Origin of the sequence: Plantibacter sp. VKM Ac-2885 (assembly GCF_015351205.1) — a bacterium.
Classification (GTDB): domain Bacteria; phylum Actinomycetota; class Actinomycetes; order Actinomycetales; family Microbacteriaceae; genus Plantibacter; species Plantibacter auratus.
Window position 1 is genome coordinate 461008 of the sequence record NZ_JADKSK010000001.1, and the last position, 15652, is coordinate 476659.

Below are 15652 nucleotides of genomic sequence, written 5' to 3' on the forward strand. Positions count from 1 at the left end.
CGTGCTGTCATCCGATTTCCGCCCGGTGTGCCGAAACTTCCGAAAAGGCTTGCGAATCCTGCGAATCTCCCGATAACCTCCCCGGGAGTGTCCTACTCACTGACGAGAGGGAATCAGACAGCGTGGTCAGAACACAGCAATCCACCCCCAAGCGGGGGTCGCGTGGATGGCGTGGCGGGATCGCGGCGACAGCCGCTCTCGCCGTCATCGGCACGACCTTCCTCACGGCGCCGGCGCAGGCCGCGAACGCCGACATCGGCTACCCGACGTTCTCGGGCAGCGACACCCCGGTCCCCGCCACCGGCACCGGCTACACGGCCGGCAACCAGCTGCAGGCGATCTTCGACGCGGACGTGGCCGCTGGAGCCGGAGCCCTCGGCGGGCCCGACTTCTGGATGGACCGGATGCTCCAGCGCACCGGCACGACCGGCAGCTTCGGCGACGACAACCAGTGGCTCTTCAGCCGCGGCCGTGCGGTGTTCATGAAGGAGCACGACCCGTCGAAGCTCGGGTTCGGCGGCCAGGTCGCCTACTGGGAGGCCATCGACGGCAAGGCCGCGTACACGGTCGCGGCGAAGATCGACGGCTCCGACGTGACGCTCACGGAGGACACGGCGAGCCGGGTGCAGACGCCGAGCTACTGGCGCAGCGTGCACCGCCACGCGGCCTCGGGGATCGAGGTCGTCCAGACGAAGTACATCACCGACGGGAACGTCGCGGTCACCGGGCTGCAGGTCCGCAGTACCAACGGCGCGCACACCGTGCAGCTCACGGCCAGCTCGGCCTACACGACGACCGTCGAGGGCGATGAGCTCACCGGCGTCGTGTCCGCGGCCAACAAGCTCACGACGATCTTCCCGCGGCTCTCCGGCGACGGCTTCACGCCGGACGGCGGCGGCATCACGGCCAGCCTCGCCGTCCCGGCCGGCGGCACCGTGTCCACCAAGGTGCAGCTCGGGTTCGTCACCGACGAGATCGCGGAGTCGCGCACCCAGTACGACGCCGTCCGCGGACTCGCGCCCGACGCCTCGTACACGGCGCAGGTCACCGCGTACAACCAGTGGTGGGCCGACAACGTGCCCTACCTGGACACGCCCGAGGACAACATCGACAAGACGCTGTACTACCGCTGGTGGCTCATGCGCTTCAACTTCCTCGACGCCGACATCCCCGGCAACGACTACCAGTTCCCCACCTCGATGGAGGGCGTGCTCGGCTACAACAACGCCATCGTGCTCACCACGGGCATGTTCATCGACGACCTCAAGTACTTCCGCAACCCGATCTACTCCTACGGCCCCTGGGTGTCGGCGGGGGAGACCTCGAAGAGCTACAAGTTCGTCGACAACCCCGGTGACCCGGCGAACTGGTCGAACAGCTACACGCAGTACATCTCCGAGGCGGCGTGGCGCTCCTACCAGCTGCACGGCGGACCGACGGCGATCGCCGAGAACCTGGCGGAGTACGCCGAGGACGACGTGAAGGGCCTGCTCGACGCGTACGACACCGACGACAGCGGCCTCATCGACTACAACTGGGGTGCCATGACGGGCAACGACGCCGACGCGGTGTCGTTCCACGAGCGCCCGAACGCGTACATGGACCGCACCGAGAACGCGTACCTGTACTCCAACGCGCTCGCCTCGGCCGCCGCCTACCGGACCGCCGGCAACGAGGCGAAGGCCGTCGAGATGGACGAGTTCGCGCAGGGCATCAAGGACAAGGTCGTCGAGCTCCTCTGGGACGCCGACGCGAAGGTCCTGAAGCACCGGTTCACGTCCGACGGCAAGCTGGCGAAGTGGAAGGAGATCAACAACTTCTACCCCTTCACCGTCGGTCTCATGCCGAAGCCGGGCGATGCGGACTACGCCGACGACTACGTCAAGGCGCTCGACCTCTTCGCGGACGACGCCCAGTACCCGATCTTCCCCTTCTACACGGCGAACCAGGCCGACCAGGCGGACTACGGCGGACCGGGCAGCAACAACTTCTCGGTGATCAACTCCACCGTGACGTTCCGCATGCTGGCGAAGGTGCTCCGCGACTACCCGACGAAGGCGATCGACGCCGAGTGGTACAAGAAGCTCCTGTATTGGAACGCGTGGTCGCACTACCAGAACGGCGGCGACAACCGCCTGCCCGACCAGAACGAGTTCTGGTCCGACGGCGACGCCGACCCGCAGGACATCGGCTACCGCTCCTGGATCCACCACACGATCCTCGGCGCGACGAACTTCACGATGATCGAGGACACCATGGGGCTCCGTCCGCGGAGCGACGCGAAGATCGAGTTGGACCCGATCGACATCGACTGGGACCACTTCACGGCGAACAACATCGCCTTCCGCGACCAGGACCTCACCATCACCTGGGATGCTCCGGGCGGTGAGCGCCACTACGGCGACAGCATCCCGGAGGGCTACTCGGTGTTCCTCGACGGCAAGCTCGCCTTCACCATCGACTCCCTGAGCAAGGTCGTCTACGACCCCGCGACGGGCACGGTCGAGGTGGCGGACGACGTCACCGTCCTGTCCTCGACGACCGCCTCGCTGCAGGCGCCGCAGGACGTCTCCTTCGCCGCCGGCGACCGGGTCGTGGACCTCTTCGCCAAGGCGGGCGCCGACGTGGATCCGGCCAGTGCCGGATCCGCGAACGCCGCCGAGGGTGCCGAGGTCAGCGCGAGCTTCTCCGCGCCGAGCCGTCCCGCCACCGCGGCGGTGGACGGCACGACCGCCAACGAGCCCTTCTGGGGAACCGCGGGGTCACCCAACGCGAAGGACTCGCTCGTGGTCGAACTCGGAGGCACCAAGACCTTCGACGACGCCAGGGTGTACTTCTACAACTCCTCGTCCACCGCCACCGTGCAGGGGTACTCGGAGCCGGCGACGTACTCGCTCGAGGTCCGGAACGGCGACACCTGGACGGCGATCCCGGCCCAGGCGCGTGGCCCGGTCTACCCCCGAGCCAACTACAACCATGTGCAGTTCCCCGAGGTCACCGGCGACGCCGTGCGGCTGACGGTCAACCACGCCGCCGGGTTCAAGACGGGGGTCAAGGAGCTCCAACTCTTCGCGACCGGCGTTGCGGCACCCGCCTCCACCAACCAGGCTCCGTCGGTGAACGCCTGGGTCGACCAGGCGAACTCGGCCGGCGGCACGCTCGCGCTCGTCGGCGAGGTCAAGGACGACGGGCTGCCGCTCGGCGACGTGACCTCGGCGTGGTCCGTGGTCGACGCCCCGGACGACGGCCTCGTCATCTTCGGTGACGCCACCGCGGCGTCCACGACGGCGAGCTTCACCGCCGAGGGTTCGTACACGCTGCGCCTCACGGCGAGCGACGGCGAGCTCACGAGCACGAAGGACCTCGTGGTCCAGGGTGCGGCGTCGGCGGGCGGTCAGAACGTCGCCCGCGAGGCGACGCCGACTGGCGAGTTCACGGCGGGATGGAACAGCGTCAACGCGGTGAACGACGGCACGGTCCTCCACAGCGGCGGATCTCAGGCCGACGTCTGGGGCACCTGGTCGGGGAGCCGTCCGGCCACCCGCTGGCTGCAGTACGACTGGGCGACTCCGGTCCGGGTCGACGCCGCGACGGTGTCGTTCTGGGGCGACCAGACGGACCCCTCCTCCGGCGCCGGTGTGAACGTGCCGAAGTCCTGGAAGGCGCAGTACTGGACCGGCGACGCCTGGGCCGACGTCACGGGCGCTTCCGCCTACGGCGTCGAGCGCGACGCACCGAACGCCGTCGACTTCGACGCCGTGACCACCACCAAGCTCCGCCTCGTGCTGAGCGCGGCCGGTCCCGGCACCGGAGCCGACCCGTACGCCGGTGTCGCGGTCAGCGAGTGGGAGGTGTTCGCGGTCGCCCCGACGGCGATCGAACCCATCGATGTGCGCACCACCACCGGTGTCGTGCCGACACTGCCGTCGACGGTCGACGCGACGTTCGCGGACGGCAGCCACGCCGACCTCCCGGTCTCGTGGGCGTCGATCACACCCGAGCAGGTCGCGGGTGAGGGCAGCTTCTCCGTCGTCGGTCTCGTGACCGGCTCCGCGGTGCCGGCGAAGGCGACCGTCTGGGTGCGGGCGACCGCTCCCGGGCAGATCAACGCCGTCGACCCGGTCGCGGTCACCACCGCAGCCGGGGTCGCACCCGCACTGCCGACCTCGCTCGGTGTCCTCTACAACGACGGGTCCCGCGAGGACCTGCCGGTGATGTGGGCCACCGTCGATCCCTCGTCCTACGCGGCTGAAGGTGTCTTCGAGGTCGCGGGGACGGTCGAATCGGCCCTGCCGGGAGCGAAGTCGGCGACCGCCACGGTGACGGTCGGTGCCGGTGGCGGCGAGGAGGACGACACCGTTCCGGTGGTCGCCCTCACCGCCGACCCGGCGGCTCCGGCCTCGGGCTGGCACACGGGAGCTGCGACCGTCTCGGTCACCGCGACCGACGACCTCGACTCGGCGCCTGTCGTCGAGGTGTCGGTCGACGACGCCGCCTGGGCTCCGTACACCGGTCCGATCGCCGTGAGTGGTGACGGTGTCCACACCGTCGCCGCCCGCGCGACGGACGCCACCGGCAACCGCTCGGCCTCCTCCGACGTCACCGTCCGGATCGACGCGACAGCGCCGTCGGTGACCCCGGTCGCCGACGCCGCGGCCCGCACGGTCAAGGCGACCGCGACGGACGCCGGTTCGGGTCTCGCCTCCATCGAGGTCCGCATCGGTGATGCAGCGGAGTGGACGCCCTACGCCAAGGCGGTCCTCGTAGGCCTGGAGGAGACCAAGGTCCACCTCCGTGCCACCGACACCGCGGGCAACGTGTCCGCGGACACCACGGTCGTCGTGCCGAAGAGCGACGGTCAGCTCCGCCGGAACGTCGCGATCGGAGCCGTCCCGACGGCCTCGTTCACGGCCGCCTGGAACACGGTCGACGGTCTCAACGACGACGTCGCTCCGACCTCGTCGGGTGATGTCACGCCGAACGACAACGCGACCGTCTGGGGTGCGTGGCCGGAGATCGGTCAGCAGTGGGTCCAGTACGACTGGGCCGAGGCGGTCACCGTCGGCGAGACCGGGGCGTACTTCGTCTCGAACCTCGACGACGCGGGCCTCGGCATCGAGGTCCCGACGTCCTGGAAGGCGCAGTACTGGGATGCCGAAGCCGGAGACGGCGCCGGCGCTTGGGTCGATGTCGAAGCGCTGGGCGCGTATGGGACCGAGGTCGACGCGTTCAACCCGGTCGCCTTCACCCCGGTGACGACGACGAAGCTGCGTCTGCTCCTCGAAGCCTCGGGCGCCGAGAGCGGCAAGGGTAGCCTCGGGATCAAGGAGTGGCAGGTGTTCGAGGCGGCCGACCAGCCGGTCCCGGACGTCACCGCTCCCGTCGTGACCACTACGGTCACCCCCGAGCTGCCCGCCTCCGGATGGTTCCGCGAGGACGTGAGCGTCTCGGCGACCGCCCTCGACGACCGCGACCTCGTCGCGACCCTTGAGGCGCGGGTCGGGACCGGCGAGTGGGTGGCGTACACCGGCCCGGTGGTCGTCACCGCGGACGGGGTCACCACGGTGTCCTTCCGTGGAACGGACGCCGCCGGCAACGTGTCGGAGCCGTCGGTCGTGGAGGTGCGGCGCGATGCGACCGTCCCGACGCCCGCGGGTACATTCGATGGGACCGCGCGCACCGTCACCGTGACCGCCGAGGACCAACACTCCGGTGTCGCGTTCACGGAGGTCCGGATCGGGGACGGGGCGTGGACCACGTACACCGCACCCGTCGCCACGGGTGATGCGGCGACCACGGTGGCCGTCCGCGCCACCGACGTCGCGGGCAACGTCTCGGAGTCCGTCTCCGTCGACGTCCCCGCGAAGCCGGTCACGCCGGAGCCGACGCCGACTCCGGTCGACCCGACGCCGACGCCCGGCCCGAGCGAACCGAGCGGTTCGCTGACGGGTGACGAGGTGCTGCGACTCGGTGTCACGAGCGTGGCCCCCGGCGGAGCGCTGCCGGTGTCGCTGACGGGAGCCCAGCCGGGCGCGGTGTTCCGCGTCGAGCTGCGGTCGACGCCGGTGACGCTCGGGACGCTCACGGTGGGTGCCGACGGCACGGCGAACGCGGTGTTCACCGTCCCGTACACGATCACGGCCGGCGTCCACACGCTCGCCCTGGTCCTTCCGGGCGGGGAGGTGACGGCCCAAGTGACCGTCATCACGCCGGGTGCCAGTACGCCGGACGCCATCGCGTCGACCGGTGTGCCCGAGGAGGCCGCCACGTTCGGTCGCCTCGCCTCCCTCGCGGTGCTCCTCGGAGCCGCCGCCGTGCTGATCGCCCGCCAGCGGGCCGGACGCACGCAGCTCGAGCGCGGACCGACCGGACCGCTCGTCTGATCGCCTCGGCAGGCACGGGGAGCGCATCCCGCTCCCCGGGCCTGCCCCGGCTGCCGCCCCTGCCCCCTGCGCCGGTCCCTGAGCCCGTTCACCCCGGTCCGTGAGCCCCTACCCCGGTCCCTTACCCCGGTCCCTGAGCTTGTCGAAGGGCCACCCGCACCACCACACCGATCACTGGAGATCCTCGTGTCCCGTCCCCTCCGCCTCGCCGCTCTCGGAGCCGCGACCGCCGTCCTCGCCTCACTGCTCACGGTCGTCGTCGGTTCACCACCGGCTGAGGCGGCCACGCAGAACCCCATCATCGGCGACGGCTCCGTGTACTCGGCGGACCCCGCCACCCTGGTCGTCGACGACGAGCTCTACATCTACGCGGGGCGGGACGAGGCCGGCCCAACCACGAACGACTTCATCATGAACGAGTGGCAGTCGTTCTCCACCGGCGATCCCGACTCCGGCACCTGGGAGCACCACCCGTCGCTCATGCGTCCTGAGACCGTCTTCGACTGGGCGACCTCCGGCCGCGCCTACGCGGGGCAGGTCGTGGAGGGTGCCGACGGCCGCTTCTACTGGTACGTCCCGGTCCACGAGGCGGCGAGCACGTCGGAGGACCAGTTCGGCATCGGCGTCGCGGTCGCCGACGACCCGCTCGGCCCGTGGACGGACGCGGTCGGCGGCCCGATCATCTCCCAGGCCATCCTCGGCAACACGATCCACAACATCGACCCCACGGTCTTCGTCGACGACGACGGTCGTGTCTACCTCTACTGGGGCAGCTTCAGTCAGCTCCGCGCGGTCGAGCTCGAAGCCGACATGGTGACGCTCACGGGTGACGTGCGCACGATCTCCTCCGGTGTCGACGGCTTCTTCGAAGCGGCGTGGCTGTTCAAGCGCGGCGCCACCTACTACCTCGCCTACGCGGCGAACAACGCCGGACCCGACTCCACCTGCACCCCGGCGACCTACCACGCGTGCATCGCGTACTCCTCGGCCGATTCGCCCTTCGGGCCGTGGACCCAGCGCGGCCGCGTCCTCGCCCCCGTGTCGTCCACGACCTCGCACCCGGCCATCACCGAGTTCCAGGGCGAGTGGTACATCGCGTACCACACGGCCGACGCCGTCGGCGGGAACCACTTCCGTCGCTCGGTCGCCATCGACAGCGTGGAGTGGGACGACACGACCGTGCCGCCGACCATGCGCGAGGTCGTCACGACCCCGGAGCGCGGCCCCGACCTCAGCCCACGGCGCAACGTCGCACCCTGGGCGACCGCCTCGGCCTCGAACGAGCCCGTCCCGACGCAGTACTGGATCGACGCCCTCAACGACGAGACGATCCGACCGAACCCGCTGCCGCCCGACATGTGGGGCAGCTGGTCGGCGGAGCGTCCCGCCCAGCAGTGGATCCAGTACGACTGGGACCGCCCCGTGCGCATCGACAGCGCATCGATCAAGTTCTTCCGCGACGTCGCACCGGGCACCGGCAACGGGGTGTCCGACCCGTCGAGCTGGAGGCTGCAGTCCTGGAAGTCCGGAGCCTGGGTCGACGTCGTGAACCCGAGCGGCTACCCGACCTCCACGACCGCGGAGCACACCGTGACCTTCGAACCGGTCACCACCACCCGGCTCCGGGCGGTGCTCAACGCCTCGTCCAACGGGGCGAACCCGCCGGCGTATTCGGCGCTCGCCGTCGAGGAGTGGCGCGTGCTGGCCGCCGAGACGACGGGGTATCAGCCGGTCGTCGTGTCGACGATCACCGGGACGCAGCCCCTCCTCCCGGAGACCGTGCTCCTCGACGACGCGACGGGCGGCTCCGTCCGCGCGACCGTGCACTGGGACCCCGTCCCCGCGGACCAGCTCGCCGCGCCCGGATCCTTCACCGTGCTCGGCACCGCCGAAGGCTATGCGGCCGGCCGCGTCGAGGCGACCGTGACGGTCATCGACGGCACGGTCACCGAGGACACCCAAGCGCCGACGCTCGACGTCGAGACGATCGGCGTCGACGGCGCGGGGGACTGGTTCCTCGGTGACGTCACGCTGCGGGCGACGGCGCTCGACGCGGCGGACCCCACGCCGCTCATCGAGTTCCAGCGGGACGGCGGCGACTGGACCGCCGTCGCCGGGCAGCGGACGGCCGTGCAGACGATCACCGGTGACGGACCGCACAGCGTGGCCATCCGGGCGACGGACGCCGCCGGGAACACCTCCGAGGTCTGGAACGCGTCGTTCCGGATCGACTCCGGTGTACCGACCGTCGACGCGGCGTTCGATGCGGAGAGCCGCGCGGTCACGGCGTCGGCCGCCGATCCTGGCGCGCCGGAGACCGCGTCCGGTCTCGCGGGCCTCGAGGTCGCCGTCGACGGACAGGACGCCTGGGAGCCGTACACCGCGCCGGTCATGCTCGACCTCGAGGCGCACGACGTCTACCTGCGTGCGAGCGACACCGCCGGCAACGTGTCGGCGGTCACCGCCATCACCGTGCAGCGCTCGGCGGACGCCCCGCTCGAGGGCGACATCGCGTCGTTCGCCACGGCGACCGCCTCCTACTCCTCGCCGTGGACCACGGTCGACGCCGTCAACGACGGCAGTGCCTCGGGTGCGTCCTGGGGCACCTGGCCGATGGTCGGTGAGCAGTGGGTGCAGCTGAGCTGGGACCGCGAGGTCACGCTCGACGCCGCGTCGGTGCACTTCTTCGCCGACGCCGCAGACGAGGCGAACGTGGGGGTGATCCCGCCGCACAGCTGGGTGGTCGAGACGCTCGCCGCGGACGGCTCCTGGGTGCCGGTCGACACCACGGACCCGTACACCCGGGACCGCGACGTCGCCAACGCCGTGGGCTTCACACCGGTCGCGACGTCGGCCCTCCGGGTGCGCATGCAGGCTTGGGGTGCGGCGGAACAGGGCGGATCCGTCGGGATCCTGGAGATCACGGTGAACGCGGTCGCTCCGGCGGGGGAGCCGGACACGACGGCGCCCACCGTGACGCTCGCGTCGAGTCCGGCCGAGCCGACGGGCGAGGCCGGTTGGTATCGCGAGGGCGTGTCGGTCGCGGTCGACGCTGACGACGACGTCGACGACGCCCCGATGGTCGAACTCCGGCTCGGCGACGGCGCGTGGACGCCGGCGGAGGAGGTCGACGCGTTCGACCCGGAGACGCGGGTGCTGATGCTCGGCGCCGATGGCGTGTACGTGGTCGCGGCCCGCGCGACCGACGCTGCTGGGAACGTCTCCGAACCGGTGGCCCTGTCCGTGGACATCGACACGACCGCGCCGGAGGTCGAGGCGGTCACCACACCGGAGGCCCCCGCGACCGGACCGGTCACCGTGCGGTTCGACGCGACGGACAAGGGTTCCGGGGTCGCCCTGGTCGAAGCCGCAGTGAGGTCGGGCGACGCGGGTTCGGGTGGTGCCGGCCAGGACGATGCCGGCTGGTCGCCGGTCTCCGATGCCGGGCTCGTGCTCGACGAACCGGGCGAGCACCTCGTGCGGTACCGCGCCACCGACGTCGCCGGCAATGTCGGCGCCGAGCGTTCGGTGACCGTCACGGTCGTCGAGACGCCCGTCGACCCGGAGCCGGGGGACGGCGCCCGGGTGGTCCTCGGTGCCTCATCGGTGACGGCGGGCGGTTCCCTCGCGGTCGCCGGTTCGGGTTTCGGCGCCGGTGAGCAGGTGACGGTCACGCTCTTCTCCGACCCGGTGCGGCTCGCCACCTTCACCGCCGACGGCTCGGGTGCCGTCTCGGGTGTCGTCGCCGTGCCGGTCTCGACGCCGAACGGGGTGCACACGGTCGAGCTCCGAGGTGTCACCACCGATCGCGCGGCGACGGCCTCGCTGCAGGTGACGGGCGGTGGAGCCCTCCCGGGCACGTCTGTCGGAAGCCCCGGTGCCTCGGCGCCCGGAGCCGGCGGGGGCGGTGGTGGCGACGACCTCGCCAGGACCGGCGCCGCGCCGGCCGCGGCGCTGCTCATCGCCGCACTCGCCCTCCTCTCCGGTGTGCTGCTCGTCGCGAGGCGTCGTCAGGAGGCGTTCCGAGGTTGAGTGCGCCCTTCGACAGGCTCAGGGACCGGAATTGCTCTGGGACCGGGATGGCCCTGGGACCCGACGGACTCGGGGACTGGAAGGGCTCTGGGACCGGATGGGCTCAGGGACCGGAATGGCTCAGGGAGCGGGAAGGCGTCGGCTTGCGCAATCTATCGAATAACGATAGCTTTCCATTGTTCTTCGATGGAGGTGCGCGATGCGCGGAGTGACGGTCCTGGTGCTGCGGGTGATCCTCGCGGTCGCTCTGGTGGGTTCGCTGGTGGTGCAGGTGGTGATGGTCCCGTTGCTCTGGGCGGACCTCGACGGCGTGGACGAGGTGCCGCGGACCCTGTTCGCGATCATCGTGATCGCCGAGATCATCACCTTCCAGCTCTGCGCCGTGTGTGTCTGGGCGCTCCTCGACCTGGTCCGTCGGGGGCGGGTCTTCTCGGCTCGCTCGTTCCGGTTCGTCGACGTCATCATCGGTGCGATCGCCGTGTCCGCGCTGCTCACGTTCGGGCTCGCCGTCCTCCTCGCTCCGGGCGGGATCGCGCCGGGGGTCATCGGTCTCCTCTGCGGCGCCGCGCTCGTGACCGCCGGTGTCGCCCTCGTGGTCGTGGTCATGCGGTCCCTGCTGCGTCAGGCCGTCGACCGCGAGATCGAGGCGCAGGGGCTCCGTTCCGAGTTGGACGACGTGATCTGATGCCGATCATCGTGGACATCGACGTCATGTTGGCTCGCCGCAAGATGTCGGTCGGTACCCTGTCGGAGCTCGTGGGGGTGACACCGGCCAACCTCGCGGTACTGAAGAACGGCCGTGCGAAGGCGGTCCGATTCACGACGCTCGAAGCGCTGTGCGTCGCACTCGACTGCCAGCCGGGCGACCTCTTGCGCTGGGAGGCCGCGTCGGAGTGATCCGCCCCGATGCCCCGGTCGCCATGCCGGGCATACTGGAGGCACCTCGACCAGCGATCCGGAAGCAGTCATGACGTATCCTCCGAACCCTCCAGGTCCGCAGTCCCAGCTGCCGTACGGGCAGCCGCAGTACGGCCAACCGCCGTACGGGCAGCCGCAGTACATCGCACCGGCGCCGCGCGGTGCCGCTTCGCCGGAGGAACTGTCCCTGCCGCTCTACGGGGCGACGTTCCGCCAGGCCACCAGGCGGTTCTTCAAGCAGTACGCGAACTTCTCGGGTCGGGCGTCGCTCAGCGAGTACTGGTGGAGTGCGCTGCTCACGACGCTCCTGATGCTCATCCCGACGCTGCTGATCACCATCGGCGCGATCATGACCGCAGTCTCCGCGGCGACGGCTGCCGCGCAGGAGCAGGGGCTGTCCGGGAGCGAATACGACCTCGCGGACCCTGGACCCATGGGGTTCGGCGTGCGCGTCCTGCTCATCGTCGGCGTCGTACTGTTGCTCGTCGCCTGGGTGGCGCTCATCGTGCCGAGCCTGGCGATCGCCTGGCGGCGCCTGCACGATGCAGGGTTCCCCGGCCCGTACTATTTCCTCACCCTCGTGCCGTCTGTCGGGAGCATCATCGTCCTCGTCCTCATGCTGCTGCCGTCGAAGCCCGAGGGGCAGCGCTTCGATCGCCCCTCGCAGGTGTCGTCCGGACGCTGAGGTCGCAGGAGACGCGGTTCACTGCGGCAGTCCGGCGGCCTTCCGCAGCAGGACGTCGCGCTCACGGTCGTTCGCTGCGAGGTGCGCGGCGGTCAGGAGTTCCGAGCGGGCCTCCTCGGTGTGCCCCAGCCGTGCGAGCAGTTCGCCGCGGACGCTCGGGATGAGATGCGACCCCCGCAGCGACGCATCGTCGGCGAGGCCGTCGACGATGCGGAGCGCCGTCGCCGGGCCGGTCGCCATCGACACCGCGATCGCGCGGTTGAGTTCGACGACCGGATTAGGGGCGATCCGTTCGAGCGCCTCGTAGAGGATCACGATCTGCTCCCAGTCCGTCGCGTCCACGCTGGGGGCGACCGAGTGGCACTGCGCGATGGTCGCCTGCAGTGCGTAGGCGCCGCGTCCGCGGCCGAGCGCGTCGGCGCGGGCCAGCGCCGCCGTTCCGCGGCCGATCTGCGCCCGGTCCCAGCGCTCGCGGTGTTGGTCGGCGAGCAGGGTCGCGGAGCCGTCGGGTGCGACGCGGGCGGCGAAGCGTGAGGCCTGGAACTCCATGAGCGCGACGAGCGCGTGCGCCTCCGGCTCGCGGGGGACGAGCGCGACCAACCGTCGGCCCAGCCGCAGCGCCTCGTTCGCGAGCTCGGCGCGGATCCAGGTCGGTCCGCTCGTCGCCGCGTACCCCTCGGTGAAGAGCAGGTAGACGACGCCGAGGACGGCCGACAGGCGCCGCGGCCACTCGGCCGGGTCCGGCGCCTCGAAGTGGACGTTGGCCGCGGCGAGCGTCTTCTTGGCGCGGGTGATCCTCGCCTGCACCGTCGGCACCGGGACGAGGAGCATCCGGGCGATCTCCTGGGTGGTGAGCCCGCTGACGACCCGCAGCGTCAGCGCCACCTGCGACTCCCGCGACAGCACCGGGTGGCAGGCGGTGAAGACGAGACGCAGGACGTCGTCCCCGATCGGCTCCCAGTCGAGGTCGCTCGCCTGCTCAAGATCCCGGGCGAGCGACCGGTACCGCTCGTCCAATGCCGCCCGGCGTCGCCAACCGTCGATCGCGCGACGTTTCGCCACCATCGTCAGCCACGCACCCGGGTTGCGCGGCACGCCGTCGCGCGGCCACTGCTCGAGGGCCTCCAGCAGCGCCTCCTGGGCGAGATCCTCCGCCAGACCGAGGTCGCCGGTCAGCTTCGTGAGGGTGGCGACGATCTGCGCGCTCTCGATCCGCCAGACGCTGTCGACCACGCGGCGGGCGGCCTCATCGCCGTCCGCCGCGCCGGTGTCGGTCAGGTCGGCGTCGGTCATGTCCGTCTCGCGTCGGTCGTGCTCAGGCCGGGTCGGCCGCGGGCTTCGCCACGCCTTCCTGCGCCCGCCACTCCTTCTCCTTCTGGAGGTACTCGTTGTCGGCGTGGTCGGCGAAGTCCGTCTCGTCGGTCACGCGGCGCACCTCGATCTTGTTGCCGGGGCCGAGCGGCGCACGGCCGGCCCACTCGATGGCCTCCTCGCGGGTGGCGACCTCGATGGTCCAGAACCCGTTGAAGAGTTCGTGGAGTTCGCCGTAGGGGCCGTCGGTGACGATCGGGGCCTCGGTCGTGAACTCGACGACGGCACCCTGTGCGGCGTCGGTGAGGCCGTCACCGCCGACCATCACGCCGGCGTTGATCATCGACTCGTTGTAGGCGCCCATCGCGTTGATGACCGCTTCGAAGTCCATGTCCTCGAGCTTCTCGACGGACCCGCTGTTGCGCATGATGAGCATGTATTTCGACATCGTCTTCTCCTGTCGTCAGGGGCGCTGATCGCCCGCCTCACTCTGACGTCGAACGGCGAACACGGAAATCGACATCGCGGTCAGAATATCCTCGGCGGGTGCCCGATGGGGAGGGTGAACGGATCGCGGCGGCCAGGTGTCCGGCGGGAGAACAGCGGCGGACGGAAGTCGCGATTCACAGCCCAGGCAACAACTGTGGGTTGATACTGAGTCCATGGCAACTGAGATCGACCACGAAGAGATCATCCGTCAGCTCACTGCGAAGCTGAGCGAGAAGTACTCGGGGGTCGATTCCGCTCGGATCGGCGAGCTCGTGCGCGAAGAGGTCAGCGCGCTCGCCGAGCGTCCTGTCCAGGATTACGTGACCGTCCTCGCCGAGCGCGCGGTCAAGAAGTCCCTCAAGCGCTCCGAGAAGTAACGGTCCCGCCACCGGTCGGACTACGGCCGGTCGGGTCTGCTCGTCAGCGCCTCGATCGAGACCACGATCACGATGCAGATGACGAGCACGGTGAACACGTTCGGGTTCAGGGTCAGCGCGTAGACGACCACGGCGATCAGGGTGAGGGCGCCGATGATGACGATCGCGCGCAGTGGTGATCTCCGCTTCGTCCGGTTCGGTTCTGACATGGTGCACCCTCGCTGATGGTCGGTCGATTCTCCAGCCTATGAGTGCCTCGGCGCCCCGCACGTCCAGTCTCTGTCGCTAGACTCACCTCGGGTACTTTTGTCGACGAGTCGACAGAAGCGGTTCCGCGCTGTGGGAGACACGCGCGGAAGCGCCCGTCGGTGCCCGCCCGAAGCTACGAAGGAGTACCCATGAGCGCACCGTCCGTGCAGCTGTACACCGTCCGCGACGCCATCGCCGAGGACCTGCAGGGCGCCGTCGCCCGCATCGCCGAGATCGGTTTCACGAAGGTCGAGCCCTACGCGTTCGTCGAGCGCGCTGCCGAGTTCGAGACCGCTTTCGCCGCCGCTGGTGTCACGGCCCCGTCCGGCCACGCGCCCGTCATCGACGCCGCCGACCCGGCGGTCGCGTTCGACGCGGCATCGCGGCTCGGGATCGGGACGGTCATCGACCCCTTCATCCCCACCGATCGCTGGCAGACCGCCGACGACGCGGCACGTCTCGCCGAGCGCGTCAACGAGCTCGCCGTCCAAGCAGCGGCGTCCGGCCTGAAGTTCGGTTACCACAACCACAACTGGGAGTTCTCGACCCACGTCGACGGGCGCCCGATCTTCGAGCTGTTCGTCGAGCAGCTGTCGCCCGAGGTCGTCCTCGAGATCGACACCTTCTGGTCGACGGTCGGCGGTGCCGACACCCCGGCGTTCCTCCGTTCGCTCGGTGACCGCGTGCAGTTCCTGCACATCAAGGACGGCATCATCTCCGGTGACATCGCCACCGCACTGCCGAGCAGCGAGAGTGCGCTCGTCGTGCCCGACGCGCTCGCCCAGGCGTTCGCGAACCAGCAGCCCGCGGGTCAGGGCCAGGTCGACATCCCGGCGATCCTCGCTGCCGCACCGCACGCGACCCGTGTCGTGGAGTTCGACGGCTACAGCAAGGAGATCTTCGGCGGCGTCGCCGAGTCCTACGCCTGGCTCGCCGAGAACGACAAGTAGGCGCGCACCTCGACAGGCTCGGTGAGCGGGGCGCCCGTTCCCCGAGCTGCGCCGCACTGAGCCTGTCGAGGTGTCGAAGGGCCCACGGGGAGTCGTTCTGTGGCCGTGGACGTGTGCTCGGGGGCACTTCGACAAGCTCAGTGACCGGGGTCGGTTCGGTGAGCGGGAGGCCCGTTCCCTGAGCTGCGCCGCACTGAGCCTGTCGAAGTGTCGAAGGGCCCACGGGGGAGGCGTGTTCTGCCCGTGGACGTGTGCTCG

At 70.3% G+C, this 15652-nt stretch carries 10 protein-coding genes; 7 read left to right on the forward strand and 3 right to left on the reverse strand.

The features are described from left to right. The first annotated feature begins 122 nt into the window (after positions 1-122). The 5 genes from ITJ66_RS02175 (at position 123) to ITJ66_RS02195 (ending at position 12018) form a co-directional block, all read left to right on the forward strand. Positions 123-6383: an Ig-like domain-containing protein gene (locus ITJ66_RS02175; protein WP_370582542.1), complete on the forward strand. Its 6261-nt coding sequence runs from the start codon at positions 123-125 to the stop codon at positions 6381-6383. A 186-nt stretch (positions 6384-6569) separates the two neighbouring features. Then, entirely contained in the window at positions 6570-10415 is a 3846-nt protein-coding gene (locus tag ITJ66_RS02180; protein WP_194643131.1) for a family 43 glycosylhydrolase, read from the forward strand. Between the two features lie 199 nt (positions 10416-10614). After that, on the forward strand, positions 10615-11100 hold the full coding sequence (locus tag ITJ66_RS02185; protein WP_137242733.1) for a DUF2975 domain-containing protein: 486 nt from the start codon (positions 10615-10617) through the stop codon (positions 11098-11100). Next, entirely contained in the window at positions 11100-11312 is a 213-nt protein-coding gene (locus ITJ66_RS02190; RefSeq protein ID WP_137242732.1) for a helix-turn-helix transcriptional regulator, read from the forward strand. Before ITJ66_RS02185 ends, ITJ66_RS02190 begins: the two co-directional genes overlap by 1 nt. 70 nt (positions 11313-11382) lie before the next feature. Then, positions 11383-12018: a DUF805 domain-containing protein gene (locus ITJ66_RS02195; protein ID WP_194643132.1), complete on the forward strand. Its 636-nt coding sequence runs from the start codon at positions 11383-11385 to the stop codon at positions 12016-12018. Between the two features lie 18 nt (positions 12019-12036). Here the strand turns inward: ITJ66_RS02195 and ITJ66_RS02200 are convergent, their stop codons facing one another. Further along, positions 12037-13311 (reverse strand): RNA polymerase sigma factor, encoded by a 1275-nt coding sequence (locus tag ITJ66_RS02200; protein WP_194643134.1) that lies wholly within the window; start codon positions 13309-13311, stop codon positions 12037-12039. 22 nt (positions 13312-13333) lie between these two features. Then, on the reverse strand, positions 13334-13777 hold the full coding sequence (locus ITJ66_RS02205; protein WP_137242729.1) for a YciI family protein: 444 nt from the start codon (positions 13775-13777) through the stop codon (positions 13334-13336). 214 nt (positions 13778-13991) lie between these two features. Between ITJ66_RS02205 and ITJ66_RS02210 the strand changes: the two genes are divergently transcribed. Continuing rightward, positions 13992-14195, forward strand: coding sequence for a three-helix bundle dimerization domain-containing protein (locus tag ITJ66_RS02210; protein ID WP_064295795.1), 204 nt, complete (start codon positions 13992-13994; stop codon positions 14193-14195). A gap of 20 nt (positions 14196-14215) precedes the next feature. On the opposite strand, the gene ITJ66_RS02215 is transcribed toward ITJ66_RS02210, so the two are convergent. Continuing rightward, a complete protein-coding gene (locus tag ITJ66_RS02215) occupies positions 14216-14404 on the reverse strand; it encodes a hypothetical protein (RefSeq protein ID WP_137242728.1) in 189 nt (62 codons plus the stop codon). A gap of 189 nt (positions 14405-14593) precedes the next feature. On the opposite strand from ITJ66_RS02215, the gene ITJ66_RS02220 reads away from it, so the two are divergent. Then, positions 14594-15394: a sugar phosphate isomerase/epimerase gene (locus tag ITJ66_RS02220; protein ID WP_079704551.1), complete on the forward strand. Its 801-nt coding sequence runs from the start codon at positions 14594-14596 to the stop codon at positions 15392-15394. The last annotated feature ends 258 nt before the right edge of the window (positions 15395-15652 follow it).

What these genes read in the sequence shown, in the direction of transcription:
- ITJ66_RS02190 (WP_137242732.1), top strand. Translation starts at nt 11,100, where the DNA reads ATGCCGATCATCGTGGACATCGACGTCATGTTGGCTCGCCGCAAGATG.
- ITJ66_RS02205 (WP_137242729.1), bottom strand. Translation starts at nt 13,777, where the DNA reads ATGTCGAAATACATGCTCATCATGCGCAACAGCGGGTCCGTCGAGAAG.
- ITJ66_RS02200 (WP_194643134.1), bottom strand. Translation starts at nt 13,311, where the DNA reads ATGACCGACGCCGACCTGACCGACACCGGCGCGGCGGACGGCGATGAG.
- ITJ66_RS02195 (WP_194643132.1), top strand. Translation starts at nt 11,383, where the DNA reads ATGACGTATCCTCCGAACCCTCCAGGTCCGCAGTCCCAGCTGCCGTAC.
- ITJ66_RS02215 (WP_137242728.1), bottom strand. Translation starts at nt 14,404, where the DNA reads ATGTCAGAACCGAACCGGACGAAGCGGAGATCACCACTGCGCGCGATC.
- ITJ66_RS02220 (WP_079704551.1), top strand. Translation starts at nt 14,594, where the DNA reads ATGAGCGCACCGTCCGTGCAGCTGTACACCGTCCGCGACGCCATCGCC.
- ITJ66_RS02210 (WP_064295795.1), top strand. Translation starts at nt 13,992, where the DNA reads ATGGCAACTGAGATCGACCACGAAGAGATCATCCGTCAGCTCACTGCG.
- ITJ66_RS02185 (WP_137242733.1), top strand. Translation starts at nt 10,615, where the DNA reads ATGCGCGGAGTGACGGTCCTGGTGCTGCGGGTGATCCTCGCGGTCGCT.